Origin of the sequence: Sinisalibacter aestuarii (assembly GCF_027923545.1) — a bacterium.
In the GTDB taxonomy this organism is placed as follows: Bacteria; Pseudomonadota; Alphaproteobacteria; order Rhodobacterales; family Rhodobacteraceae; genus Sinisalibacter; species Sinisalibacter aestuarii.
The window spans coordinates 765,767-790,569 of sequence record NZ_BROH01000001.1; the positions used below are offsets into that span (position 1 = coordinate 765,767).

A 24,803-nucleotide genomic window follows, 5' to 3' on the forward strand; every position below is an offset into this window, starting at 1 on the left:
CCTATAACCCACGACAATTTGCGCGCACCGGGGAATCCCCGGCCCGCACAACCGCTGCCAAGGGGTGCCGAGATGCCGAAGAGAACCGATATCAACTCGATCATGATCATCGGCGCGGGCCCCATCATCATCGGCCAGGCTTCCGAATTCGACTATTCCGGCGCCCAGGCGTGCAAGGCGCTGAAGGAAGAGGGCTACCGGGTGATCCTGGTCAACTCGAACCCGGCGACGATCATGACCGACCCGGAAATGGCCGACGCCACCTATATCGAGCCGATCACCGCCGAGGCCGTCGCAAAGATCATCGAAAAGGAAAAGCCCGACGCGCTGCTGCCCACGATGGGCGGGCAGACCGGCCTCAACACCGCGCTGGAACTGGCCGATCTGGGCGTGCTGGAAAAGCATGGCGTCGAGCTGATCGGCGCCAAGCGCGAGGCCATCGAGATGGCCGAAGACCGCAAGCTGTTCCGCGAGGCGATGGACCGGCTCGGCATCGAAAACCCGAAAGCCACCATCGTCACCGCGCCGAAACTGCCCAACGGCAAGCACGATCTGCGCGCCGGGCTCGACCTTGCGATGGAAGCGCTGGAAGAGATCGGCCTGCCCGCGATCATCCGCCCCGCCTTCACCCTCGGCGGCACCGGCGGCGGCATCGCCTATAACCGCGAGGATTACGAGCATTACTGCCACAGCGGCATGGACGCCTCGCCGGTCGGCCAGATCCTCGTCGATGAAAGCCTGCTGGGCTGGAAGGAATACGAGATGGAGGTGGTCCGCGACAAGGCGGACAACGCGATCATCGTCTGCTCGATCGAAAACGTCGATCCGATGGGCGTGCATACCGGCGACTCGATCACCGTCGCCCCGGCGCTCACGCTGACCGACAAGGAATACCAGATCATGCGCACGCATTCGATCAACGTGCTGCGCGAGATCGGGGTGGAGACGGGCGGCAGTAACGTGCAATGGGCCGTCAACCCTGTCGATGGCCGCATGGTGGTGATCGAGATGAACCCGCGTGTCAGCCGCTCCTCGGCGCTGGCCTCCAAGGCCACCGGCTTCCCCATCGCCAAGATCGCCGCCAAGCTTGCCGTCGGCTACACGCTCGACGAGCTCGATAACGACATCACCAAGGTTACCCCCGCGAGCTTCGAGCCGACCATCGACTATGTGGTCACCAAGATCCCGCGCTTCGCCTTCGAGAAGTTCCCGGGCAGCAAGCCCGAGCTGACCACCGCGATGAAATCGGTGGGCGAGGCGATGGCCATCGGCCGCACGATCCATGAATCGCTCCAGAAGGCGCTCGCCTCGATGGAAACGGGGCTGACCGGCTTCGACGAGGTCGAGATCGAGGGTGCGCCGGAAAAACCCGCGGTGATCAAGGCGCTCACCGCCAAATCGCCCGACCGCATCCGCGTGATCGCCCAGGCCATGCGCCACGGGCTGACCGATGACGAGATCAGGGGCGTCACCGATTTCGACCCCTGGTTCCTCGCCCGCATCCGCGAGATCGTCGAGGCCGAGGAGCGCATCCGCCACGATGGCCTGCCGATGACCGAAGAGGGCCTGCGCGCGCTCAAGATGATGGGCTTCACCGATGCCCGCCTCGCCCGGCTGACGGGGCGCGACGAAGCCAATGTGCGCCGCGCCCGGATCAATCTCGGCGTCACCGCCGTGTTCAAGCGGATCGACACCTGCGCCGCCGAATTCGAGGCCCAGACGCCCTACATGTATTCCACTTACGAAGCGCCGATGATGGGCGAGGTGGAATGCGAGGCGCGCCCCTCCGACCGCAGGAAAGTGGTCATCCTCGGTGGCGGGCCGAACCGGATCGGCCAGGGCATCGAGTTCGACTATTGCTGCTGCCATGCCTGCTTCTCGCTCACCGATGCGGGCTATGAGACGATCATGATCAACTGCAACCCCGAGACCGTCTCGACCGATTACGACACCTCCGACCGGCTCTATTTCGAGCCGCTCACCTTCGAGCATGTGATGGAAATCCTGCGCGTCGAGCAGCAGAATGGCACCCTGCACGGCGTGATCGTCCAGTTCGGCGGCCAGACCCCGCTCAAGCTCGCCAACGCGCTGGAAGAGGCGGGCATCCCGATCCTCGGCACCTCGCCCGACGCCATCGACCTCGCCGAAGACCGCGAGCGCTTTCAGGATCTCGTCAACCGTCTCGGCCTGAAGCAGCCGCATAACGCGATTGCCTCCTCCGACGAGGAAGCGCTTGAAAAAGCGGTGGAAATCGGCTTCCCGCTGGTGATCCGCCCGTCCTACGTTCTGGGTGGCCGGGCGATGGAAATCGTCCGCGACATGGACCAGCTCCGCCGCTACATCAAGGATGCCGTGGTCGTCTCCGGCGACAGCCCCGTCCTGCTCGACAGCTACCTCTCCGGCGCGGTCGAGGTCGATGTCGATGCGCTTTGCGATGGCAAGGCGGTCCATGTCGCCGGGATCATGCAGCATATCGAAGAGGCCGGCGTGCATTCGGGCGACTCTGCCTGCTGCCTGCCGCCGCATACCCTGCCGAAACAGATCATCGCCGAGATCGAGCGTCAGGCCGAGGCGCTGGCCCTCAGCCTCGGTGTGATCGGGCTGATGAATGTGCAATTCGCGGTGAAGGATGGCGAGGTCTATCTGATCGAGGTGAACCCGCGCGCCAGCCGCACCGTGCCCTTCGTGGCGAAAGCCACCGACAGCGCGATCGCCTCCATCGCCGCCCGGCTGATGGCGGGCGAGCCGCTGTCGAACTTCCCGCTGCGCGCGCCTTACCCCGAAGGTATCGGCTATGGCGATCCGATCCCGATGGGCGATCCGCTCACGCTCTGCGATCCCAACGTGCCGTGGTTCTCGGTGAAAGAGGCGGTGCTGCCCTTCGCCCGCTTCCCCGGCGTTGACACGATCCTCGGCCCCGAAATGCGCTCGACCGGCGAGGTGATGGGCTGGGACAGAAGCTTCCCCCGCGCCTTCCTCAAGGCGCAGATGGGCGCGGGCTCGCACCTGCCGCATGAGGGCCGGGTGTTCATCTCGATCAAGGACGACGACAAGTCGGCCGAGATGCTCGATACCGCCCGCACCCTCATCGCCATGGGCTTCGCCCTCCTCGCCACCCGCGGCACCGCCGCCTGGCTGGTGGAAAACGGCGTCGAGGCGGAGACGGTGAACAAGGTCTACGAAGGCGGCCGCACCATCGTGGACCGGCTGAAAGACGGCGACGTGCAGCTTGTCTTCAACACCACCGAAGGCGCGCAGGCGGTCGAAGACAGCCGCGAAATCCGCGCCGTCGCGCTCTACGACAAGATCCCCTACTTCACCACCGCCGCCGGCGCCCACGCCGCGACCCTGGCGATGAAGGCACGCGAAGAAGGCGAGATCGAGGTGCGGAGCCTGCAGGCGTAGAAACCACCCCCCGCCTGCATCGGCCCGGCTTCCCGCAACGCCCTGCCACGACATGCCAGACGCGCCATGGGTTTGTGCGAGACGCGCCCGGAAAATTGTGGGCGCGGTGGCTGGTCGATGTCACCTGCGGCGATTACCCCGAGCTTGCGCGAAACCATCTATGGTTGTGTAATGCCCCTGTAGGTAGGGGGGAGAAACGGCCATGCACCGACCGGACTATCTGGCGCAGGGAGAGGCCGCGCGTCTGTTTCCTGTACTTGCCAATACCTCGAAAGAAGGCCGAACCACATCCATTGTTCTGGCATGTCTCTCCAGCGTGCGGGAATTCGGAGCCGAGCTTCTCGGGTCGGTCGGGCAACGGCTTGGAGCACGCGCAACCGTCGATACCTATACGGAGATTGTCTTCACGGGCGAGAAGGGGGTCGGCAAGGATCGCCCGGATGGGCTGATCGTCTTGCGGAATGGCAAGAAGGAATGGAAGGCACTGGTAGAGGCTAAGGTTGGAACAAGCCAGCTTCAGTCCGATCAGATCGAGCGCTACCGGCAGGTGGCGCGCGACCATAATATCGACTGCGTGATCACGATTTCGAACCAGTTCGCCACGGCTCCGGCAAATCACCCGCTGCCGGATGTGCGCAAGAGCCGCTCAAGGGTTCCGGTGTTTCACTGGTCTTGGATGTCTATCCTGACGATTGCCGACCTGCTCATGAACCGCGAAGACATTGCCGATACCGACCAGTCCTATCTGATGAATGAACTGCGCCGGTTCCTGACCCACGAGAGCGCGGGCGTGCGCGGATTTGAACGTATGCCGCCAGAGTGGACTGACCTGAACCGGCACGTTTCGGCAGGCGGCAAGATCCTGGCCAGGTCGTCCGAGGCTGCCGCCGTGCTGGAGGCATGGCATCAGGAAACGAGGGATTTGTCACTTATCCTCAGCCGGCAGGCGGAAACGGTGGTTCATCAAATGCTTCCTCGCAAGCTCGCCGCCGACCCCGCCGAACGCCACAGGCAGGAGCTGCAGCGTTTGCGCGACAGCAACCAGCTCTATGTAGAGCTCGACATTCCCGATGCTGCCGCTCCGCTGGAGGTCGTGGCGGATATACCGCGCCGTACCATTGATGTGGGCATGAGTCTGCGTGCACCGCAGGACAAGAAGTCTTCCAAGGCCCGGGTGAACTGGCTGTTAAGACAGATCAAGACAGAGCGCACCAGCGAGCTTTTCGTGCGAATGAATTGGCCCGGACGAAGCCCGGAAACGCAATTCCATTTCGATGATCTGAAAGCGGACCCGGGCATTTGCGAAGAAGGAAAGCACGGTCTCCAGGTGGTTGGATTCCATGTTTACTTTGCCCGTCGCCTTGGCGCGCGATTTACCCAGCAAAGCAATTTCATTTCGGAATTGGAGGCGGTTGTTCCCGAGTTCTATCGCGAAGTGGGGCAGGAACTGGCCCAATGGCATAAGCCTGCGCCACGGATCAAGCCGGAAAAAAGCGATCCTGACGACGTTGATGTTGAAAGCATCGAGGCCGACGCGGACGAATTGTCGCGGAGTTCGGACTGACGAAGCTGCCCCGGCGCTTGGTCTGCCTCACACCTGAACGGCCCCCACCACCGCGTAGACCGGGCGTCAGCCCGGCACCCCCCGCGCCACAAAAAAGACAGGCCGAAGCCTGCCCCGTACCCCCCACGGCCCACACCCGAAGAGATACCGCTAACAATATATAAATCAACTACTTAACGTGGTGTGCGACCTCGCCCGCCTAGCCTCAGACCAGCCGCCCCCAAAGGTCATACTCGCTGGCCTCATCCACCTCGACGGTGACGATATCGCCGGGCGCCAGCCCCTCGAACCCCTCGTCGATGAACAGATTCCCGTCGATCTCCGGCGCATCCGCCCGGGTCCGGCAGACGGCCCCGTCCTCGTCCACGCTGTCGACGATCACCTGCTGCCGGCTGCCCACCTTCGCGGCCAGCCTGGCCTCCGAGATCGCCTGCGCCTTCTCCATGAACCGCGCCCAGCGCTCCTGCTTCACCTCCTCCGGCACATGGCCCGGCAGATCGTTGGCGGCGGCCCCGGCGACGTTCTCGTACTGGAAGCACCCCACCCGGTCGAGCTGCGCCTCGTCGAGCCAGTCGAGCAGCGTCTGAAACTCGTCCTCCGTCTCGCCGGGATAGCCGACGATGAAGGTCGAGCGCAGGGTGATATCGGGCACCACCGACCGCCAGGCGGCGATCTCGTCCAGCGTCTTCGCCGCCGCCGCCGGTCGCGCCATCCGGCGCAGCGTGTCGGGGTGGGCGTGCTGGAAGGGGATGTCGAGATAGGGCAGGATCAACCCCTCCGCCATCAGCGGGATCAACTCGCGCACATGGGGGTAGGGGTAGACGTAATGCAGCCGGACCCACGCCCCGAGCCCGCCCAGATCGCGGGCCAGATCGGTGATATGGGCGCGGCGCCCCTTCTCGGTCGCATGTTTCAGATCGAGCCCGTAAGCCGAGGTGTCCTGGCTGATCACCAGAAGCTCGCGCACCCCGGCCTCCACCAGCTTTTCCGCCTCGCGGATCACCGCATGCGCCGGGCGCGATTGCAGCCGCCCGCGCATCGCCGGGATGATGCAGAACTTGCAGTGATGATTACAGCCCTCGGAAATCTTCAGATAGCTGTAATGGCGCGGCGTCAGGCTCACCCCAGAGGCGGGCAGCAGATCGACGAACGGATCGGGCGCGGGCGGGGCCGCGCCATGCACCGCGTCGAGCACCTGCTCATAGGCTTGCGGCCCGGTCACCGCCAGCACCGACGGGTGCACGCCGGTGATATAGTCCGGCTCCGCGCCGAGGCAGCCGGTGACGATCACCTTGCCGTTCTCGCTCAACGCCTCGCCGATCGCCTCCAGGCTCTCGGCCTTGGCCGAGTCGAGAAAGCCGCAGGTGTTCACGATCACCGCATCGGCCCCGGCATAGTCGGGGCTGATCGCATAACCCTCGGCGCGCAGCCGGGTCAGGATACGCTCCGAATCCACCAGCGCCTTGGGGCAGCCGAGGCTCACCATGCCGATCTTCGGCTGGCCGGGCCGCGCCTCCTCGGTGAAAGTGGCGCGGGCAAGGTCGGGGCGCAGGTCAGGCGGGTTGCTCATCATGCCCCTTTCATCTTGCTGAAAATATCCCGGGGGGGTCCGGGGGGCTGGCCCCCCGGCCTTAGCCTACCGCTTGCGGTCGCGCCGCGAGCTCATCGGCTGGAAGGCCACGCCCACATGCGCCTCGCAATAGGGTTTGCCCTGTTGCACCGGCAACCCGCAGAACCAGAAATCTTCCGTCGCCGGATCGCCGATCGGCCATTTGCAGGTGCGCTCGGTCAACTCCATCAGGGTGAGCTTCTTGGCCGTCTTCTCCACCTCGCGCACCGTCTCCAGCGCCTCGGGGCTGATTTCGTTGGCCGAGGGCTGCGGCGGCAGCGGCTGGCCGGCGGGAATGATCGGCTTGCGCGCCGGGGCCGGGCTTGGCTTTTCGGCCGCGGGCTTTTCAGTCACCGGATCGGCCTCGACGGGCTTTTCGGCCTTCTTCGGCGCGGGCTTGGCCTTGGCCGCGGGTTTGGCGGGGGCTTCCTTCGCCGGCGCCTTGGCCGTGGCGGTGCCGCCGCCCGCGCGGTTCGAGAGCCCGAGCCGGTGCACCTTGCCGATCACCGCATTGCGGGTGACGCCGCCAAGCTCCTTGGCGATCTGGCTGGCCGATTGCCCCTCGGCCCACATTTTCTTGAGGGTTTCCACCCGTTCTTCGGTCCAGGACATATGCCTTGCATCCTCTCGGCAGCGCGCTTGGCGCTCTCTTACAGCAAGCCCGGATACTAGTCAGCCCCCATCGGGGATACAAGGCGGCTAGGCCCTTGGTGTTCAGTCCCGCCATCTGATCGCGGCATGGCGTGACGACTACAAGCACAACCGCCCCCCACTCGAACCTCGACGGGCTCATCCCGTGGGAGTATCACCAACGTTTAGGGCAGGACCAAACCCGGAACAGAACTTTCCAACAAATTGGGACTCTCAGGGGAGCAGGTCAATCAAACCATGGGATCAAACAGTTAGGGTCAGGACCTATGAACAGGTCCAATCTCAACGGTAGCTTCTACCAAGAGCGGACGAAAGGCAAAATCCGGGCTATGTCCGGGTTGCAGACAAAGCTGTCATAGTCAGGTCGCCGGTTGACTGTCCCGATCACCCAGGGAGGCCTCGCGTCTACCGACCAGATAGTTGATGAGCAGGGCGATCAGAACGTAGCAGACGATCGTGATGCCCGTTTGCTGTCCCAGCGACGGGCGGCCGTCGCTGAACATTATGGCGGTCCCGGCAGCCGGCCCGCTGGCCGTGCCGTTATTCACCTCGATGATCTGGCCCAGGGAAAAATTGTTGAACCAGTGCCAACCCATTGGCATCCACAGCGATCCGGTCCTCAGAACCATCCAGCCGAATAGGAGGGCTGGAAGGGCAAAGTTGATGAGGCCCCACCAAGGCCAATCGTTCATCAGCACATTGGGGTAGTGCGGAAGGGCAAAAGCGAACGCGGTGACGACGACGATCGCCACGGGGTTGGCCGTGAAGGTGCGGACCGCCTGCATGCCATAACCGCGAAAGATGATCTCCTCCGCGGTTGTCTGCATGAAGACCTTCGGAATCGCGATCAGGAAGACTGGCAAATAGGTCGCCCAGTGCGGCGCACCGAACGAGATCGGCACCCCAAGCACCACGGTAAAATAGGTCCAAGACACGATCGCGACGATGAGCGCCGCCAGAATCCCCATCCCGAAATTCCACGCCTCGATTCTTGGCTTGGGGACCACGATGCTCCACCAAGGCCGCTTGTGGACCAGCCACACCCAGAGGAACGGAATGAGGATCATCGGAAGCAGGACCAGCATCGCGGCCAGGCTGGCTACAGCCGGTGGCCATGTAGTGTAGTCGCCCAACAGAGTTATTGGAAGGAAGAACAGTGCCGCCCCATAGTGCATCATCACAATCAGGAACACGAACCCGACGGCGTAAAGCCACTTGTTCGACCGGCCCTCGAAGGCCCAGCTCAGAAACGATTGCGGGATGCTCCTTTCCCCCTGAACTTCAGAAGTTATTATTGTATAATGCACTTGCTGGAGGATTAGTCCAGAAAAGTCCGCAGTTTCCCGTTGACCTGACCCCAGGTTTCTCCACCTCTCGGAGAACCTGGGGGTTGGTTTGATGGCCTTGCACGGCCAGTTTGTTCATCGTTCCTTTCGCCGCAAATTCTTTGGGCGTCAGGTTTCCGGGCGCCGAATGTGGTCTGAACGGCAAGTTGCACACGGGCTGCGAGGGACGCGGCCGACCGCTGACTTTCTTCCTCTCGGGCGGGCAAATGAGCAATGCCAAAGGTGCGCTGGCTATGTCTGGAAGCCTGCTACCTGCCACAATGCTGCTCGGCGACAAAGGATATGATGCGGATTGGTTCCGGACGGCGCTGGCAGAGCGCGGCATCAATGCGTGCATTCCAGGCCGTTGTGGACGACGGAAGCATGCCGGCCACGACACCAGCCCGTATCGCAAACGACATCGCGTCGGGAAACTGTCCGCGTGGTTGAAAGACCGGTGCCATATCGCGACCCGCTACGACAGATGCGGTGAACGGTTCGTATCGGCAATCTGCATCGCCACAACCGTCATCTTTTGGTTATGGGTCCTGACCCTAGAACTCCACCCCGGCCTGCGCCTTCACCCCGGCGCGGAACGGGTGCTTGATCAGCTCCATCTCGGTGACCAGATCGGCGATCTCGATCAGCTCGTCCTTGGCGTTGCGCCCGGTGAGGATGACATGGGTCATCCCGGGCTTTTCGTCGCGCAGGAAGGCCACCACCTCGTTCACGTCGATATAATCGTAACGCAGCGCGATATTGATCTCGTCGAGCAGCACCATGCGGATGGCCGGATCGCGGATCAGCTCTTTCGACTTTTCCCAGGCGGCGCGGGCCATCTCGATATCGCGGCTCTTGTCCTGCGTCTCCCAGGTGAAGCCCTCGCCCATCGTGTGGAACTGGCAGATATCGGCAAAGCGGCTTTCGATCAGGTCGCGTTCGCCGGTCTTCATCCCGCCCTTGATGAACTGCACCACGGCGCAGGGCATGCCGTGGGCGATGGCGCGGAAGATCATGCCGAAGGCGGCGGAGGATTTGCCCTTGCCCTTGCCGGTATGGACGATGATCAGGCCCTTTTCCTCGGTCTTGGTGGCCATGATCTTGTCGCGTGCGGCCTTCTTCTTGGCCATTTTCTGGGCGTGGCGGTCTGTTTCTTCGGTCATGGCGGTCTCCTGGCGCGTCTGGTCGCCGATGGTAGCGCACGGGGGGGCGTGCGCAAGCGAAAGGGGCGGCCCGATGAGCCGCCCCTTTCCGGTTTGGTGAGGTGCATTCCTTATTCGGCGGGAACCGCCTGCGCGTCCTGCGACTTGGCGAAGTGCTGCTTGTTGAGGCGCAGAACCAGCCAGACCATCGCGAGCTGGAAGGCCACGGCGCCAGCCGATTCGACCCAGTAGATCACGCCGAATTTCGGGATGATGCCGGCCTCGACCAGACCCTTGTTGATGAAGAACTGGATCATCACCGACAGCGCGACGCCGGGGCAGATCAGGGCGTAGGAGCCGGGCGAGGTCTTGTCGCCGAACACGAAATCCTTGAAGTAGCCCTGTTTGATCAGGATCAGCATGCCGAGCAGCAGGAACATGAACTGGATCGACAGCAGCCGGGACAGGAAGACCATGGTTTCGCCGGCATTGGTGTGCACGTCGAAGGTGCCGTGCAGCCCGTGGCTCTGGCGCAGGGTCATGATGCCGAGCGTGGTCATGATCGGGATGATGATCATCAGCGTCGGCGCGGCTTCCTTCGCGGTGCCGTAATGCAGCATCGAGTTGAAGGCGGTGAACAGGGCGATCAGGCCGTAGACCGTGGCGGTGGTGCCGAAGAAGGTCGAGGTCATCACCCCTGCCGAGACGATGAATTCGTTGCCCGACATCGCCGCCGGGGCCGAGAGGCCGACGGCGACCATCGCCAGCGCGAAGGTCGGCAGCATCTGGGCGAAGGAATTATGGGCGGTCACGTCGAAGACGCCGCCCTTGGTCATCACCCGGCCGAGGAAGTCGCCGATCGTCCACAGCGCGAAGGCGCCGATGGCGAGGAAGGCGGCGATGGCGAAGGGGAAGAGGTATTCGACCACATTCCACAGGCCCGGCACGAAGACGAGCCCGGCGATGAACAGCGCATTGACCGACATTGCCAGCGCCAGCGGGTAGGCCAGCAGCGTGGTTTCGGCGTTCGAGTTGCGCAGTTTTTCGTAAGCCTCAGTTTTCTTCCAGGCGTTATAGGCCGAGATGTTCCAGAAGAGCTTTTGCAGATTCATCACGGTGAAGACGGCGATGCCGGCCACGGCGACGGCGATGGCGGCCTTGAGGCCGGCGCCGCCGGTGGCCCAGGCGGCGATGATGTCTTCAAAGATCGGAACCGGGCGGCCGGGATGCGGCACCCAGAACATGAGATACATGAAGAAGGTGACGGAGAGGCCGCCGGCGCCAACCGAGGCCAGGAAGTAGAGCGGAGAATATTTGTCCGCTGCGCGGGTGAGTTGCATGGTACAGCTCCAGTTTTACGTATTCATGATTTGGAATGTATGTAGCAGAATGCTACGGACGCGAAACTGTGGCAGGCTGACGCAGCGTGTTTTTAATCCTTTATTAACTAAATTTTAGGTAGATGATCGCATGTCCGGTTATCGCCTTTTCCCTGTTGTTCCTGGTCTTGCTCTGGGGCTTTCCCTGAGCCTCTCCGGCTGCGATACGCCCAGCCCCCGCATGATGGGTGGCGAACGCCAGACCGTTATCGTTGAAGGCACGGGTTTCACGGTGCACCGCAAGGGCAGTGCGGTGGAGGTTTACCGCACCACGCCGGAACTTATGCCGCGCCTCTCGGTGGTCTTTGCCCGTGCCGAAACGGCGATTCGGCAGGCCACGGGCTGCGCCGTGGTGCCCGGCACGCTGGTGGGCGACGCGGCGTTGATGAAAGCGGCGCTCGATTGCCGGTCGCCGGATATGTGAGAATTTTGCCGGATGACGGCGCCGCTCAGAGCACTTTGGTGAAGGTGAGCGAGGTGGTCCGTCCGTAGCCCGGATGCGCCGTTTCGGCCGTTTGCACAAAGCCGAGCGCGCGGAACGTGGCGTGGTTTTCGGTAAGCTCCAGCCGGGCTTGCAGGGTGAGCGCGGTGAGGGCGAGCGCGCGGGCGCGTGCTTCGGCGGTGCCGATCAGCAGCCGTGCCAGCCCCTTGCCGCGGGCCGCCTGCGCGACCGCGAGCTTGCCGATGTAGAGCGCCGGCGGTTTCGGGGTGAGGAAGGTGCAGGCAACCGGCGCGGGGGCGGGGCCGATCACCCAGATTTCGCCGGTCGCGGCCTGCCGGGCGATGTCGGCCCCGGTGAGCCGGTGCATGGAGGAGGGCGGGTCGATCCGCCCATCCATATAGGCGAAACTTTCGCGGATCAGGGCAAGCAGCGGGGCGGGGTCTTCGCCGGGCGTGAATTGCCGGGGTGTCATCCCAGCCTCTTGCGGAAGAAGATACGCGCTTCGCCCTCGGGATAATCCTCGATCCGCCCGAATTCCTCGAAGCCGAGCGCGGTGTAGAAGCCCGGTGCCTGAAAGGTATAGGTGTCGAGCCAGATGCCGGTGAGGCCGCGCGCCCGCGCCTCGGCTTCGGCGGCCCGCATCAGCTGGCGTCCCCAGCCCTTGCCGCGCGCCGCGTCGCTCACGCCGAGCAGTTCGATATACATCCAGCCCTGCGTGATCCGGGCGATGAGCCCGCCCACCAGCGCCGCGCCGTCATCGGCGGTGAAGCTCAGATCGACGCGCGAAAACGGCTGGCCGACGGCGTTTGCGTGCTGGGTGAGAAACCCCACCACCGCGCCGCGCAGGGCTTCATCGTGGGTTTCGGTCATGGTGATCATCCGGCCAGACCCTCGATCTTCGCCCGTGCCGAGTTCGAACGGGGCAGCCACAGGCCCCGGTCGATCGCTTCGCGCAGGCGCCGGGCGATCTCGGCCAGCGCCGGGGCGTTGTGCTCTGCGATGAAATCGCGGGTTTCATCGTCTTCCAGAAAGGCGGTGTAGACCATGTCGAAATGATGCGCCTTCACCGCGCCGGTGGTGGCGGCGAAGGCGAAGAGGTAATCGACCGTCGCGGCGATCTCGAAGGCGCCCTTGTAGCCGTGGCGCTTGATGCCTTCTATCCATTTCGGGTTGACCACGCGCGAGCGCACCACCCGGCCGATCTCGTCGTCCAGCGTGCGGATCACCGGGCGCTCGGGGCGGGAATGGTCGTTGTGATAGATCGGCCGGTCGCGCCCTTGCAGGGTAGACACCGCTGCCGCCGCGCCGCCCTCGAACTGGTAGTAATCGTCCGAGTCGAGCAGGTCGTGCTCGCGGTTGTCCTGGTTCTGAACGATGGCTTCGGCCTGAGACAGTCGCGCTTCGAAGCCGGCGCGGTCGCGCTTGCCTTCGGCTCCGGCGCCATAGGCGTAGCCGCCCCATTCGAGGTAGGCTTCGGCGAAATCGGCTTTGGTCGACCAGACCCGCTCGTCGATCAGCGCCTGAAGGCCGGCGCCATAGGCTCCGGGCTTGGAGCCATAGACGCGGGCGGCCGCCTCGCCCGCGCGGGCACGGGCGGCGGCGGGGTTGTCCTCGTCCGGTTCGTCCAGCGCCTGCACGGCGCGGGCGGCGCTGTCGACCAGCGCGATCAGGCCGGGGAAGGCATCGCGGAAGAAGCCGGAGACGCGCAGGGTCACGTCCACCCGGGGCCGCCCCAGCGCGGTATGGGGGATGATCTCGAAGCCGGTGACGCGGCGGTTGGCGGCATCCCATGTCGGCTTCACGCCCATCAGCGCGAGCGCCTGGGCAATGTCGTCGCCGCCGGTGCGCATATTGGCCGTGCCCCAGGCGGTGAGCAGCATGGCGCGCGGCCAGTCGCCCTCGGTTTGCAGGTGCTTCTCAATGAGGAGATTGGCCGATTTCCAGCCCAGCGCCCAGGCGGTGGGGGTGGGCACGGCGCGGGTATCGACCGAGTAGAAGTTGCGCCCGGTCGGCAGGGTGTCGAGCCGCCCGCGTGTGGGCGCGCCGGAGGGGGCCGGGGCAAGGAAGCGGCCTGCGAGGGCGGTGAGCAAGCCTTGGCCTTCGTCCGGGCCACAAGCCTCAACGGCAGGGCGCACCTTTGTCGCGATCCCGTCGAGCACGGCGGCGGAGGCCGGGCCGGGGGGCGGCGCTTCGCCGTCGATCAGGCGGGCGGCGTAGAGTTCCAGCCGCTCCACCGTGTCGCCCGCCGAGCGCCAGGCGCCGGGGGCGGTGAGCGCCTCGGGGCGGGGGCCGTCCCACGGCGCGGCCATGTCGCAATCGAGCGGATCGAAGCCAAGGGCGAAATCCGCCGCCAGCGCGCGGGTGAGCGAGGCATCAGCGCCCGTACCTTGGCCGCGCGGCACGCGCACCAGCGCCTGCACCAGATCGCGCGCCAGACGCCCCTCGGGCGACTGCCCGAACACATGCAGCCCGTCGCGGATCTGCGCTTCCTTCAACTCGCACAGATAGGCGTCGAGCTTGGCAAGGTCGGTCTCTTCGTCGTCACCCTTGATGCCCACATCCGCGTCCAGCCCGGTGGCGGACGAGAGCGTGAGGATCTCGCGGCGCAGATGCTCGATGCGGCGCGGGTCGACCCCGGCGGCTTCGTAATATTCATCGACCAGCGCTTCGAGATCCTTCATCGGCCCATAGGTCTCGGCGCGGGTGAGCGGCGGGGTGAGGTGGTCGACGATCACCGCCTGCGCCCGGCGCTTGGCCTGCGTGCCTTCGCCGGGATCGTTCACGATGAACGGGTAGACATGCGGCATCGGCCCCAGCACCGCCTCGGGCAGACAGGTTTCCGACAGCGCCAGCGCCTTGCCGGGCAGCCATTCGAGATTACCGTGCTTGCCCATATGCACGATGGCATGGGCGCGGAATTCGTGGCGCAGCCAGACGTAGAAGGCGAGGTAATTGTGCGGCGGCGGCAGGTCGGGGGAGTGGTAGGTGTCGGTCGGGTCGATGTTGTAGCCGCGTGCCGGTTGCAGCCCGACCACGACATTGCCGAAGGTGAGGACCGAGAGCTTGAACCTTCCGCAATCCACCTCGCCCGGTTCGTAGAACGGATCGGCCTCGGGTGCGCCCCAGCGGCTTTCGATGGCGGCGCGGACCTCATCCGGGAGCTGGCCATAGAAAATCTGGTATTCGGCCATCGACAGATCGACGCCGCCCTGCCGACGGGCACGGTCGGTGAGCCAGTTGGTCGGCCCGGCCATGATCGCCTGCATCAGCGCGTCGCTGTCGGCGGGCGGGGACGTCACCCTGTAGCCTGCCTGCTCCAGCAGCCCAAGGGCGTGCACCGTGGCGGCGGGGGTATCGAGCCCGACGCCATTGGCGAGCCGGCCATCCTTGTTGGGGTAGTTCGCCAGCACCAGCGCCACCCGCCGCTCGCCTGCGGGCGTGTGGCGCAGGGTGGCCCAGTTGGCGGCGAGATCGGCGACGAAAGCCACCCGGTCGGCGCGGGCGCGATAGGTGGCGATCGGGCATTCGGTGGCCTCGTCGAAATAGGCCTCACCCTTGAAGCTGATCGCGCGGGTGAGCACCCGGCCATCGACCTCGGGCAAGGCCACGTTCATCGCGATATCGCGGGCCGAAAGGCCGGTGAGCCCGTCTTCCCATGCCGCTTCGGAGCCGCCCGCGAGCACCACCTGAAACACCGGGGCCGCGTTGGCGGCGGGCATGGTGAGCGGGTTGTCGGGGCTATCCTCGCCCTCATGCGGGCTGCCCACGGCAAAGGAGGTGGCGTTGAGGATCACGCTGGGCGGCGCGGCGGTGAACAGGGTTTCGAGCGTGGCGGCTGAGACCGGGTCTTTCAGCGAGGCGACGAAGATGGGCAGCGGGTTCAGCCCGCGTTTCACCAGCGCCTTGGTGAGCCGGGTGATCGGATCGAGGCCCGCGCCCTGCACCAGCGCCCGGTAGAAGACGATGGGCACCACCGGCGCGCCCTCGGTCCAGACCGCCTGAGCGGTGGCGAGGTCGGCGATGCCCGCACCGGGCCAGAACACGCCGGCGCGCAGCAGCGGCCGGGCCGGCTCGGGCCGCTCGCCGGCATCGAGCATGGCGCGGGCATGGGCGAGAAAGTTCACCGCATTGTCCGGCCCGCCCTCGACCAGATAGGCCCAGAGCGCATCGTAATCGTCATCCGAAACGGTGGAGAGGCGGCGCAGCTCCGGGTCGGGCTTGTCGTCGCCGGGCAGGAGCGCCAGCGGCACCCCGGCAGAATGCAGATGGGCGGCGTATTGCTCGGCGCCGTAGCGCCAGTAGCCCGTGCCGCCCAGCACCCGCGCCACCACCAGCCGGGATTTCACCGCGCAGCCGTCGACATGCAGATCGACCGACATCGGGTGCATCAGATGGGTGAGGTTGGCGAGCCGCAGGCCGGGTGGGGCGTCCATCTCGGCGCGCGCCTGGCTCAGCGCCGCCAGTTCGGTATCGGCGGCGGAGATGAAGACCAGATCGGCGGGCGTCTGGCCGAGATCGACCGGCTCCTTGCCGTCGTCGATCTGGCCGGGGGTGGCGGCGAGCAGGTGCATCAGCCCCGGCCCCCCTCTTGGCGGCGCGGTTGGGCGGGAGTATTTTTGCAAGGATGAAGGTGCATGGCTCGCGCGGGCGGCAAAGCTGCGCTATGAGCCAGGCAGAGACCGCGCAGACAGGAAAGGTCACCGCGATGGATTACAAGGCCGCAGGCGCGCCGAAGATCGGCAAGAACGCCCCCCGCCACGCCGAGCACAATGCGCGCGGCAGCGAGAAGAACCCCTACCGCAAGGCCGAGAGCAAGGCCGAGCTGCTGGCGCGGATGAAGGCCGCGGCCGAGGCGCGCAAGGGCAAATAGGCCGGGGGCCGGGCTATGGGCGGGATGCACCATCAGCCGAGCCGCTTTTCCATGAAGATCGACGAGGCGGCGGCGGGATAATCGCCGAACGGCCCGCGCTTGGTGAAGCCGGCGCGGGCGTAGAGCCGGTGCGCGGCGTAGAGCACATTGCCCGTCTCCAGCATCATCGTGGGCAGCAGCCGGTCGCGCGCCTCGCGTTCCAGCCGCGCCATCAGTGCCGCGCCGACGCCAAGCCCGCGCGCCGCCTCGCTGACGAACATCGACTTCACCTCGCCATAGGCGCCCTTGTCGGCCAGCGCGGCGGTGCCGAGGGTCTGGCCCTCGTTCAGCGCGACGAAGAAGGCGATATGCGGCGCGGTGAGCGCGTCGATATCGAGGAAGAAATTGTCCTCCGGTGGAAACAGGCTTTCCATCAGCGCGTGGCTCTGCCGCAGCAACGCCATCGCCGCCGGGTCGCGCGGATCGCCTCTTTCCACCGTCAGGCTCATGCCGACAGCGCCTCGGCGATGGCGGCGCGGTCGAGCCCGGTCTGGCCAATCACCACGAGCCGCGTGGCGCGCGGGTTCTCGCCGAAGGGCTGATCGTAATAGCTGTCGACCCGCGGGCCGACGGCCTGCAGGGTGAGGCGCATCGGCTTGCCGGCGACGGCGGCGAAGCCTTTGAGGCGCAGGATGTCATGCGCGCGGATCACCTCGGCCACCTGGGCCGAGAAGGCGGCCGGATCGGCGATCTCGGCGCGCTCGACCACGAAGCTTTCGAAATCGTCATGGTCGTGATCGTGGTGATGATGGTCGTGGTCGTCGTCATCGTCGTGGTGGTGATGATGGTTGTGGTGGCCCTCTTCGCGGCCCTCCATGTTGGCTTCGGCCTCCGCGCCCTGGCCGAGCACCACCTCGACCGGCAGCTTGCCCATCACCGAGCGCACCACATGCACCCCGGCGCGGGCTTCGGCTTCGAGCCGGGCGGCCAGCGCGTCGGCTTCGGTGGCGTCGAGCAGGTCGGTCTTGTTGACCACGATCATGTCGGCGGCGGCGATCTGGTCTTCGAACAGCTCCGACAGCGGCGTTTCATGGTCGAGATTGTCATCGGCCTTGCGCTGCGCCTCGACCGCATCGAGATTGGCGGCGAAGACGCCCTCGGCCACCGCCTTGCCATCGACCACGGTGACCACGCCATCGACCGTCACCTTCGTGGCGATCTGCGGCCATTGGAAGGCACGCACCAGCGGTTGCGGCAGGGCGAGGCCGGAGGTTTCGATCACGATATGGTCGGGCGCGTCGGGCCGGGCCAGCAGCGCCTCCATCGTCGGGATGAAATCCTCGGCCACGGTGCAGCAGATGCAGCCGTTGGAGAGTTCGTAGATGTCATCGTCGGAACAGGTCTCGTCGCCGCAGCCCTTGAGAATGTCGCCGTCGACGCCGAGATCGCCGAATTCGTTGATGATAAGGGCGATGCGCTTGCCGTTGGCATTGTCGAGCAGGTGGCGGATGAGCGTGGTCTTGCCGGCGCCGAGAAAGCCGGTGACGACGGTGGCGGGGATCTTCTGCATGGGAGTGCGTCCTGAAAAACGGGGAAAGGCCGGGGCCGTGTCGGGCCCCGGCGGTCAAAGCGTCAGGCGGAGGGCGCTCAGGCGAAGAGGCGCGGGGTGACGAGGCCGGTTCTGGCCAGGCCGCGCACCGACTTGGCGCCGGCGAGCACCGCGAGATCCACGAGCGGCTCGATCAGCACGACCAGCATGTAGGCCGCGCCGAAGGTGGCCACGCTTTCCCAGGCGCCGAAGCCCTGACCGTAGAACGCCCAGAACGCCACCCAGGCGACGATCCCGCCCTGATAGGTGGTCGAAAGCGCCAGCGCCTGGCGGTATTTCAGGTCCACATAGGGTGTGGCGGGGGCGACGATCCGGTCGGCCAGCGCCTTGATCGCGAAGAGCGGCACCAGAAGCGTCGTCATGTTGGCGGCGTATTGCGGCAGGTCGAAGGGCGCGAAGAAGAGGCCCTGCATCAGCAGGCCGAGCGCGAGGCCGATGGCGGCGGGGGCCGCGCCGAAGATCAGCAGCAGCGTCGAGCCGAGGATCAGGTGAACCTCGGAAACGCCGACGGGATAATGCGGCAGGACTTCGAAGAAGGAAAATACCAGCGCGGTGGTGGCGGCGCTGCGCGCCACGAGCGAGGCGGCGCTGCGTTCCCTGATCGCCTCCCAGGCGAGCCTGGCGGTCCAGGCGCCGGCACCGGCAGCGGTGGCGTAGGCGAGGATCATTTTGGCGGGCGCAACAAGGCCGGGTTCGATATGCATGTGTCTGTCTCCTTTGCCCGTCTCCCCGACGGGTGGGTTGATGTTCACATGGCAGGTCTCCTGGCTCGCGGGTCGAAGCTTCCGCCGCCTTCCCGGGGCATGTGGCCCCAGTGGCATCCGGCGGGCGCTCTCCGCATACAGTCGCGGGGGCGGCTGCGGCTGAGGGCCCCGATGTGGGTCACCCGTTCCGCATTCCCTATTCTCCCGTGGCGCTTTGCGCCGGTATCGGGAACCATGCCCCTCCTTTGTGGCGCGTCGGGCAGGCGCGCGTCAAGCGCGATTGCGACGGTCTGGCGCATTCGGCGACATCGGTGAAAAGCAAGATGTTGTGGATAACCGGCGCCCATTCGCCACATCGTGGGGAGGCTGCGTTGACTCTGTGCCGGCGGACCCGGAAACTCCCCGATCAGAAGAATCACGAAAGGGCAGGCCGCTTGCGGTTTACCAAACTCAGGCTCAACGGCTTTAAAAGCTTTGTCGACCCGACCGATCTGGTGATCGCGGACGGGCTGACCGGCGTTGTCGGGCCGAACGGCTGCGGCAAATCGAACCTGCTCGAAGCGATGCGCTGGGTGATGGGCGAGACCCGCGCCAGCGCGATGCGCGGCGGCGGGATGGAAGACGTGATCTTTGCCGGCGCCGCCACAAGGCCCGCGCGCAATTTCGCCGAAGTGGCCCTGACCATCGACAATTCCGAGCGCCTCGCGCCCGCCGGGTTCAACGAGAGCGACGGGCTGGAGATCGTCCGCCGCATCACCCGCGATGCGGGCAGCGCCTACAAGGTCAACACCAAGGATGTGCGCGCGCGTGACGTGCAGATGCTGTTTGCCGATGCCTCCACCGGCGCGCATTCGCCCGCGCTGGTGCGGCAGGGCCAGATCGCCGAACTGATCAACGCCAAGCCGAAGAACCGCCGCCGCATTCTTGAGGAAGCGGCGGGGATCTCCGGACTTTACCAGCGCCGCCACGAGGCGGAACTGAAGCTGAAAGGCACCGAGGCGAACCTTGCCCGGGTCGATGACGTGATCGAGCAGTTGGCCGGGCAGCTTTCGCAGCTTGCCCGCCAGGCGAAGCAGGCGCAGCGCTATCGTGCGATCGGGGCGGAGCTGCGCAAGGCCGAGGGGCTGTTGCTCTATCGTCGCTGGAAAGAGGCCGACGAGGCGCGGCTTGCCGCCGAACAGGCGCTGACCGAACGGTCGAAGGAGGCCGCGCAGGCCGAGACGGCGGCGCGCGAGGCGGCGAAGGCCCGGGCCGCGGCGGAAGACAAGCTGCCGGCGCTGCGCGAGGAAGAGGCCATCGCCGCGGCGGTGCTGCAGCGCGTGCAGGTGGCCCGCGATCAGCTTTCCGAGCAGGAAGCGCATGCGAAGGACCGGATCGAGACGCTCACGCGCCGGATCGCCCAGCTTGAGGCCGATACCGAGCGCGAAGAGGCGCTGAACCGCGATGCCGGCGATACGATCGAGCGGCTGGAATGGGAGGCGCGCGAGCTTGCCAAGGCGGGCGAGGGGCATGAGACCCGGCTTGAGGCCGCCGCCGAAGCGGCGCGGGAGGCTCGCAGGGTGCTGGAAGCGCGCGAGGATGCGCTGAGCCAGCTGACCGAGGATGTCGCCCGGCTCGCCGCCCGCCACCAATCGGCGCAGCGCCTGCTGGAAGACAGCCGCAAGACGCTGGACCGGAGCGAGACCGAGGCCGAGCGCGCCCGCGCCGCCGTGGATGCGGCGAAGGCGGCGCTGGGCACCGCGCGGGTGGCTTTTGCCGAGGCGGAGCGCGTGCAGGCCGAGGCTTCGGCGGCGGCGGAGGCGGCGGAGGCCGCGCTGGTGGCGGCCGATGAGGCGCGCGGGCAGGCGCAGGCGAAGGAGGCCGATGCGCGGGCCGAACGTTCCGAGGCCGAGGGCGAGGTGAATGCGCTTTCGGCTGAGGTGATGGCGCTGGCCAAACTGCTGGAGCGCGACACGCGCGAGGGCGGGCAGGTGCTCGACATGCTGCGCGTCGAACCGGGCTATGAGAAGGCGCTGGGCGCGGCGCTGGCCGACGATCTGCGCGCGCCCGCGGTTGAGAGCGACGCGGCGTCCGGCTGGGTCGCGCTGCCTGGCTATCCGCAGGCGCAGGTTTTGCCCGAGGGGGTCGCGGCGCTTTCCAATCACGTCACCGTGCCCGAGGTGCTGGCCCGGCGGATGGCACAGGTGGGCCTTGTCACGCCGGAAGACGGTGCGCGCCTGCAGGCGGCGCTGAAACCGGGGCAGCGGTTGGTGAGCCTTGAGGGCGATCTGTGGCGCTGGGACGGGTTCCGCGCCGGGGCCGAGGATGCGCCCTCGACCGCCGCGCTGCGGCTTGAGCAGCTCAACCGGCTTGAAGGGCTGAAGCAGGAGCTGGAACGCGCCACCGCGCGGGCCGATGGCGCGCGCTATGCCCATGAGGCATTGCGCGAAGACCTCACCCGCGCCACCGAGGCCGACCGCGCCGCCCGCGATGCCCGCCGCGAGGCCGACCGGGCAATGGCCGAGGGCGCGCGGGCGCTGTCGCGGGCAGAGGCCGATCAGAACCTTGCGCAAGGCAAGCTGGAAAATCTCGGCCTTGCCGTCGCCCGCCACGAAGAAGAGGCGATGGGTGCGCGGGCCCGGCTCAGGGAGGCCGAAAGCGCTGTTGCCGAGCTTGACGATCTCGCCACCGCCCGCGCCGAGGTGGAAGACGTTAAGCTTACCGTCGAGGCGGCGCGGATGACGATGCTCGCCAAGCGTTCGGCCCATGACGAGGTGAAGCGCGAGGGCGAGGCGCGGGTGAAGCGGGCGCAGGAGGTGACGAAGGAGATCTCCGGCTGGCGGCTGCGGCTGGACACGGCGGGCAAGCGCATTGCCGAGCTGGGCGAGCGCAAGACCGCGTCGGAGGCCGAACTGAAAGAGGCCAGCGCCGCGCCTGCCGAGCTGGCGGCCAAGCGTGAGGAACTGGCCCGCGCCATCGCCGATGCCGAGGCCCGGCGCGCCACCGCGCTCGACAACCTGACCGGCGCCGAGGCTGCCCTGCGCGACGCGATGGGCAATGAACGCGATGCCGAGAGGCTGGCGGGCGAGGCGCGCGAGGCCCGCGCGCGGGCCGAGGCCCGCGCCGATGCGGCGCGCGAAACCGTGGCCTATGCCGCCGAGCGGATCGAGGAAGATCAGGAGACGACGCCGGCGGGTCTGCTCGAAAGCCTCGGTGAAGATCCCGACAAGATGCCCTCGTCGGAGCATATCGAACACGAGGTCAACAAGCTCAAGCGCCAGCGCGATGCGCTGGGTGCGGTCAACCTGCGGGCCGAGGAGGACGCCAGGGAGGTGCAGGAGGAGCACGATACGCTGGTGAGCGAAAAGGCCGATCTGGAAGCCGCGATCGCCAAGCTGCGCGCCGGCATCGCCAGCCTCAACCGTGAGGGCCGCGAACGCCTGCTGACCGCGTTTGAACAGGTCAACGCGAATTTCGGGATGCTGTTCACGCATCTGTTCGGCGGTGGCGAGGCCAATCTCGTGCTGGTCGAAAGCGACGATCCGCTGGAGGCCGGGCTTGAGATCATGTGCCAGCCGCCGGGCAAGAAGCTTTCCACGCTCAGCCTGCTTTCCGGCGGCGAACAGACGCTGACGGCGATTGCGCTGATCTTTGCCGTCTTCCTTGCCAACCCCGCGCCGATCTGCGTGCTCGACGAGGTCGATGCGCCGCTCGACGATGCCAACGTCACCCGGCTGTGCGACATGCTCGACGAGATGACGCGCCGCACCGATACGCGCTTTCTCATCATCACCCACCACGCCGTGACGATGGCGCGGATGGACCGGCTCTTTGGTGTGACCATGGGTGAACAGGGGGTGAGCCAGCTCGTCAGCGTCGATCTGAAGAAAGCCGAGGCGCTGGTGGCCTGAGCCGGGCTGTTTTTGATCTCCGTCAGTTGCGCCCTGCGGTTCACGGCTTAAGGTGGTGCTGCGAAACACGGGGAGGTGAAACCGATGACAATCAAGCTCCTGCTCGCGGCCGGGATCGCGGCGAGTGCATTTGCCGGTGCCGCGATGGCGCAGGACGCGGTGCGGGCGGAAGATCCCGCGAGCCTGACCGCATTCCTGTTCGATACCGGGATAGCCTCGAAGGTCGATGTCGACAGCTATGGCGACCCGATGGTGCAGTTCCGCAAGGGCGACCGGCAATACACGATTTTCTTTTACAATTGCACTGACAACGCCGCATGCACCAATGTCCAGTTCTATATCGGTTATGAGACCGATGGCGAAGTCGGGATGGACGTGGTGAACGCGCTGAACCAGGAAAACCGCTTTGCCAGCGCCGCCATCGACGATGAAGATGACGTGGTGTTCACGATGGATGTGCTGACCGGCGCATACGGGCTTTCGCGCGAGGATTTCGGGCTGCTGCTCGATGTGTTCGTCGAAGCGGCGGCGGAGTTCGAAGACCGCGTGGGCTGGGTCTCGGAATGATGAACCGGGTCGGGCTGAAGCCGGTTCTGGCCGGGGCTGCTCTGGCCGCCACGCTGGCCGGCGGGGCCCGGGCCGACACCCTGCGCGCCTCCGATCCGCAGAGTTTCATCGACTTCTTCTTCGATGCCGGCTATCCGGCCCAGCTCTCCGAAGACGGGGTAGGCGATCCGTTCATCGAGTTCCGCTACAACGGTGTGATCATGCCGCTGTGGTTCTACGATTGCGTCGACAACGCGAATTGCCAGTCGGTGCAGTTTTATTTTGCCTACAGCCTCGAAGAGCCGACATCCTATGAGGCGCTTAACGCATGGAACGGCGAAGAGCGCCGCTACACGCGGGCCTACCGGGTCGACGATGGGGTCGTCCGGCTGGAAATGGATGTGTTTACCGGCGTTGACGGGATGAGCCCGGTGGATTTTGAAAGCCTCATGGATCTCTGGCTCGACCGGCTGACCGAGTTCGAGGAGTTCATCGGCTGGTGATCGGCCGGGCGGGGGCCGAGGAATTCGCCGCCGCGACGACGGCGGCGGTAACGGCGTCATAGAGCGCTTCGGAGCGGCGGGCATGGTCGCGCCATGTCGGTTCGTCCACCTTGAGCGGACCCCATTGCCCCATATCGTCGAACATCCAGCCCCGTTGCGCCGCGTGCAGCAGCCGGCGGGCCTCGTCCGACAGGGTATCGGCCGCGCCGGGCGAATGCGGGAAGGGCCGTGGGTCCGGCGCGCCTTCGAGCAGGGCAAGCGCCGCGGTGAAGCGCAGATTGGCCTCTTTGGCGTCATGCGACCAGGCGAATTCGCTCATCTCAGCCAAAGCGTGGCGCAGCTCGGTCGCAGCGGCGTCGAGGTCGCGCCCGGCGGGCTGGGGATCGCTCGCCGTGGCGGTGTAGCGCACCGCCCAGATCCGCCCGTCGCGCGCGCCCGGATAGGCCGCCTTCCATGCCGACCGCCAGCCCAGTGCGCGGCCATCGTCGGTTTCGGTCGTCATCGTCCAGAGGCTGCCGCCGCCGGCGAATCCGGCGGCCACGCGGTCGGGAATGGTTTCGCCCGGCACCATCTCCTCGTCCTGCCGCTCGAAGCCGAGCAGCACGCGCTTGGTGCCCGAGCGGGCAAGCTGATCGAGCCAGGCGCGCGGCGTTTCGGCCATCGTCACCCGCGCGGGGCCGCCCTCGCGCTGCTTTGCCGCCACCTCGAAACTGATCGCGCCGCACCGGGCAAAGGCGCGCTGCGTGGCGAACCAGAGCATAGGATCGTCGGGGTGGGTGAGCCGGTGGTTGGCCGAGATCACCAGGGCTGCCAATTGTGCGACTTCACCGTCCACGCGGGCCTCGTCCTTTGTCCTGTCCAATTGGTAACCGAGATTAACCCGGTATTCATCCAATTTGAGTCAAATCCCGCCACCGCGACCCTTCGCGGTGAGAGGAGGTGATGACACTGGACGAAAAGACTTTTCGAAAATGGATGATCGCCATCGCGGTTGCATCGTTGATCGTGGCGGTTATCCGGCTCTGGATCGGGGCGTGACCCCGTGAAAGAGTTGCCCCGCGGAGCAGCAACTCCGCGGGGCATTTAGATTCGGTGATGACACTGAACACTTTTCGATAGCTCAAATTCTATCACAGACCTTTCGATTCGGTAAACTGCCGCCCGGTCGAAGCGCGTCTTTTCTGC

General features: G+C 65.9%; 19 protein-coding genes, 2 pseudogenes and 1 riboswitch. Of the genes and pseudogenes, 9 read left to right on the plus strand and 12 right to left on the minus strand.

Translation table 11 applies throughout. The annotated features are described in order from the left end of the window. Positions 1-72: 72 nt before the first annotated feature. Together carB and QMG28_RS03900 are read left to right on the plus strand one after the other, a co-directional pair. Positions 73-3,405: a carbamoyl-phosphate synthase large subunit gene (carB, locus tag QMG28_RS03895; RefSeq protein ID WP_281840842.1), complete on the plus strand. Its 3,333-nt coding sequence runs from the start codon at positions 73-75 to the stop codon at positions 3,403-3,405. A 202-nt stretch (positions 3,406-3,607) separates the two neighbouring features. Further along, positions 3,608-4,969 (plus strand): hypothetical protein, encoded by a 1,362-nt coding sequence (locus tag QMG28_RS03900; protein WP_281840843.1) that lies wholly within the window; start codon positions 3,608-3,610, stop codon positions 4,967-4,969. 205 nt (positions 4,970-5,174) lie between these two features. Here QMG28_RS03900 and rimO read toward each other — a convergent pair whose 3' ends face one another. Both rimO and QMG28_RS03910 read right to left on the minus strand, forming a co-directional pair. Beyond that, a complete protein-coding gene (gene rimO / locus QMG28_RS03905; protein ID WP_281840844.1) occupies positions 5,175-6,542 on the minus strand; it encodes a 30S ribosomal protein S12 methylthiotransferase RimO in 1,368 nt (455 codons plus the stop codon). A gap of 63 nt (positions 6,543-6,605) precedes the next feature. Then, complete coding sequence (locus QMG28_RS03910) at positions 6,606-7,190, minus strand: GcrA family cell cycle regulator (protein ID WP_281840845.1); 585 nt, start codon at positions 7,188-7,190, stop codon at positions 6,606-6,608. A gap of 115 nt (positions 7,191-7,305) precedes the next feature. Here QMG28_RS03910 and QMG28_RS03915 point away from each other — a divergent pair. After that, positions 7,306-7,420: pseudogene (locus tag QMG28_RS03915) on the plus strand (IS3 family transposase); the annotation flags it as partial. Positions 7,421-7,588: 168 nt separating this feature from the next. Here QMG28_RS03915 and QMG28_RS03920 read toward each other — a convergent pair. Then, complete coding sequence (locus tag QMG28_RS03920) at positions 7,589-8,422, minus strand: CPBP family intramembrane glutamic endopeptidase (protein ID WP_281840846.1); 834 nt, start codon at positions 8,420-8,422, stop codon at positions 7,589-7,591. A gap of 284 nt (positions 8,423-8,706) precedes the next feature. On the opposite strand from QMG28_RS03920, the pseudogene QMG28_RS03925 reads away from it, so the two are divergent. After that, positions 8,707-9,096: pseudogene (locus QMG28_RS03925) on the plus strand (transposase); the annotation flags it as partial. Positions 9,097-9,108: 12 nt separating this feature from the next. On the opposite strand, the gene cobO reads toward QMG28_RS03925, so the two are convergent. After that, positions 9,109-9,717, minus strand: a complete 609-nt coding sequence (gene cobO, locus QMG28_RS03930; protein WP_281840847.1) for a cob(I)yrinic acid a,c-diamide adenosyltransferase — start codon at positions 9,715-9,717, stop codon at positions 9,109-9,111. A 110-nt stretch (positions 9,718-9,827) separates the two neighbouring features. Then, positions 9,828-11,036, minus strand: coding sequence for a TsoY family (seleno)protein (locus tag QMG28_RS03935; protein WP_281840848.1), 1,209 nt, complete (start codon positions 11,034-11,036; stop codon positions 9,828-9,830). Positions 11,037-11,256: 220 nt separating this feature from the next. Between QMG28_RS03935 and QMG28_RS03940 the strand changes: the two genes are divergently transcribed. Further along, a complete protein-coding gene (locus QMG28_RS03940) occupies positions 11,257-11,499 on the plus strand; it encodes a hypothetical protein (RefSeq protein WP_281840849.1) in 243 nt (80 codons plus the stop codon). Positions 11,500-11,524: 25 nt separating this feature from the next. Here the strand turns inward: QMG28_RS03940 and QMG28_RS03945 are convergent, their stop codons facing one another. The 3 genes from QMG28_RS03945 to cobN are packed head-to-tail and all read right to left on the minus strand — an operon-like array spanning position 11,525 to position 16,088. Beyond that, positions 11,525-11,989 carry a GNAT family N-acetyltransferase gene (locus QMG28_RS03945; protein WP_281840850.1) on the minus strand — a complete coding sequence of 155 codons (465 nt, stop codon included), beginning with the start codon at positions 11,987-11,989 and terminating at the stop codon, positions 11,525-11,527. Next, positions 11,986-12,387 carry a GNAT family N-acetyltransferase gene (locus QMG28_RS03950; RefSeq protein WP_281840851.1) on the minus strand — a complete coding sequence of 134 codons (402 nt, stop codon included), beginning with the start codon at positions 12,385-12,387 and terminating at the stop codon, positions 11,986-11,988. Before QMG28_RS03950 ends, QMG28_RS03945 begins: the two co-directional genes overlap by 4 nt. 5 nt (positions 12,388-12,392) lie before the next feature. Next, entirely contained in the window at positions 12,393-16,088 is a 3,696-nt protein-coding gene (cobN, locus tag QMG28_RS03955; protein WP_281840852.1) for a cobaltochelatase subunit CobN, read from the minus strand. A 53-nt stretch (positions 16,089-16,141) separates the two neighbouring features. Between cobN and QMG28_RS03960 the strand changes: the two genes are divergently transcribed. Further along, the gene (locus QMG28_RS03960) at positions 16,142-16,387 is read left to right on the plus strand and encodes a hypothetical protein (protein WP_281841070.1); all 246 of its coding nucleotides are present in this window, start codon (positions 16,142-16,144) and stop codon (positions 16,385-16,387) included. A 32-nt stretch (positions 16,388-16,419) separates the two neighbouring features. On the opposite strand, the gene QMG28_RS03965 is transcribed toward QMG28_RS03960, so the two are convergent. The 3 genes from QMG28_RS03965 to QMG28_RS03975 all read right to left on the minus strand — a co-directional run bounded on the left by QMG28_RS03965 (position 16,420) and on the right by QMG28_RS03975 (position 18,679). Continuing rightward, positions 16,420-16,875: a GNAT family N-acetyltransferase gene (locus tag QMG28_RS03965; protein WP_281840853.1), complete on the minus strand. Its 456-nt coding sequence runs from the start codon at positions 16,873-16,875 to the stop codon at positions 16,420-16,422. After that, complete coding sequence (cobW, locus tag QMG28_RS03970) at positions 16,872-17,936, minus strand: cobalamin biosynthesis protein CobW (RefSeq protein ID WP_281840854.1); 1,065 nt, start codon at positions 17,934-17,936, stop codon at positions 16,872-16,874. The genes QMG28_RS03965 and cobW overlap by 4 nt, the downstream gene beginning before the upstream one ends. Positions 17,937-18,013: 77 nt before the next feature. Further along, on the minus strand, positions 18,014-18,679 hold the full coding sequence (locus QMG28_RS03975) for an energy-coupling factor ABC transporter permease (RefSeq protein WP_281840855.1): 666 nt from the start codon (positions 18,677-18,679) through the stop codon (positions 18,014-18,016). Between the two features lie 33 nt (positions 18,680-18,712). Continuing rightward, a riboswitch (cobalamin riboswitch) is annotated at positions 18,713-18,929 on the minus strand. A gap of 184 nt (positions 18,930-19,113) precedes the next feature. Here QMG28_RS03975 and smc point away from each other — a divergent pair. The 3 genes from smc (at position 19,114) to QMG28_RS03990 (ending at position 23,618) form a co-directional block, all read left to right on the plus strand. Beyond that, positions 19,114-22,569 carry a chromosome segregation protein SMC gene (gene smc / locus QMG28_RS03980; protein WP_281840856.1) on the plus strand — a complete coding sequence of 1,152 codons (3,456 nt, stop codon included), beginning with the start codon at positions 19,114-19,116 and terminating at the stop codon, positions 22,567-22,569. Positions 22,570-22,653: 84 nt separating this feature from the next. Next, on the plus strand, positions 22,654-23,136 hold the full coding sequence (locus QMG28_RS03985) for a YbjN domain-containing protein (RefSeq protein ID WP_281840857.1): 483 nt from the start codon (positions 22,654-22,656) through the stop codon (positions 23,134-23,136). Further along, complete coding sequence (locus QMG28_RS03990; protein ID WP_281840858.1) at positions 23,133-23,618, plus strand: YbjN domain-containing protein; 486 nt, start codon at positions 23,133-23,135, stop codon at positions 23,616-23,618. The genes QMG28_RS03985 and QMG28_RS03990 overlap by 4 nt, the downstream gene beginning before the upstream one ends. On the opposite strand, the gene QMG28_RS03995 is transcribed toward QMG28_RS03990, so the two are convergent. After that, positions 23,605-24,453 (minus strand): hypothetical protein, encoded by an 849-nt coding sequence (locus QMG28_RS03995; RefSeq protein ID WP_281840859.1) that lies wholly within the window; start codon positions 24,451-24,453, stop codon positions 23,605-23,607. The two genes, QMG28_RS03990 and QMG28_RS03995, sit on opposite strands and share 14 nt — an antisense overlap. Positions 24,454-24,803 lie beyond the last annotated feature (350 nt).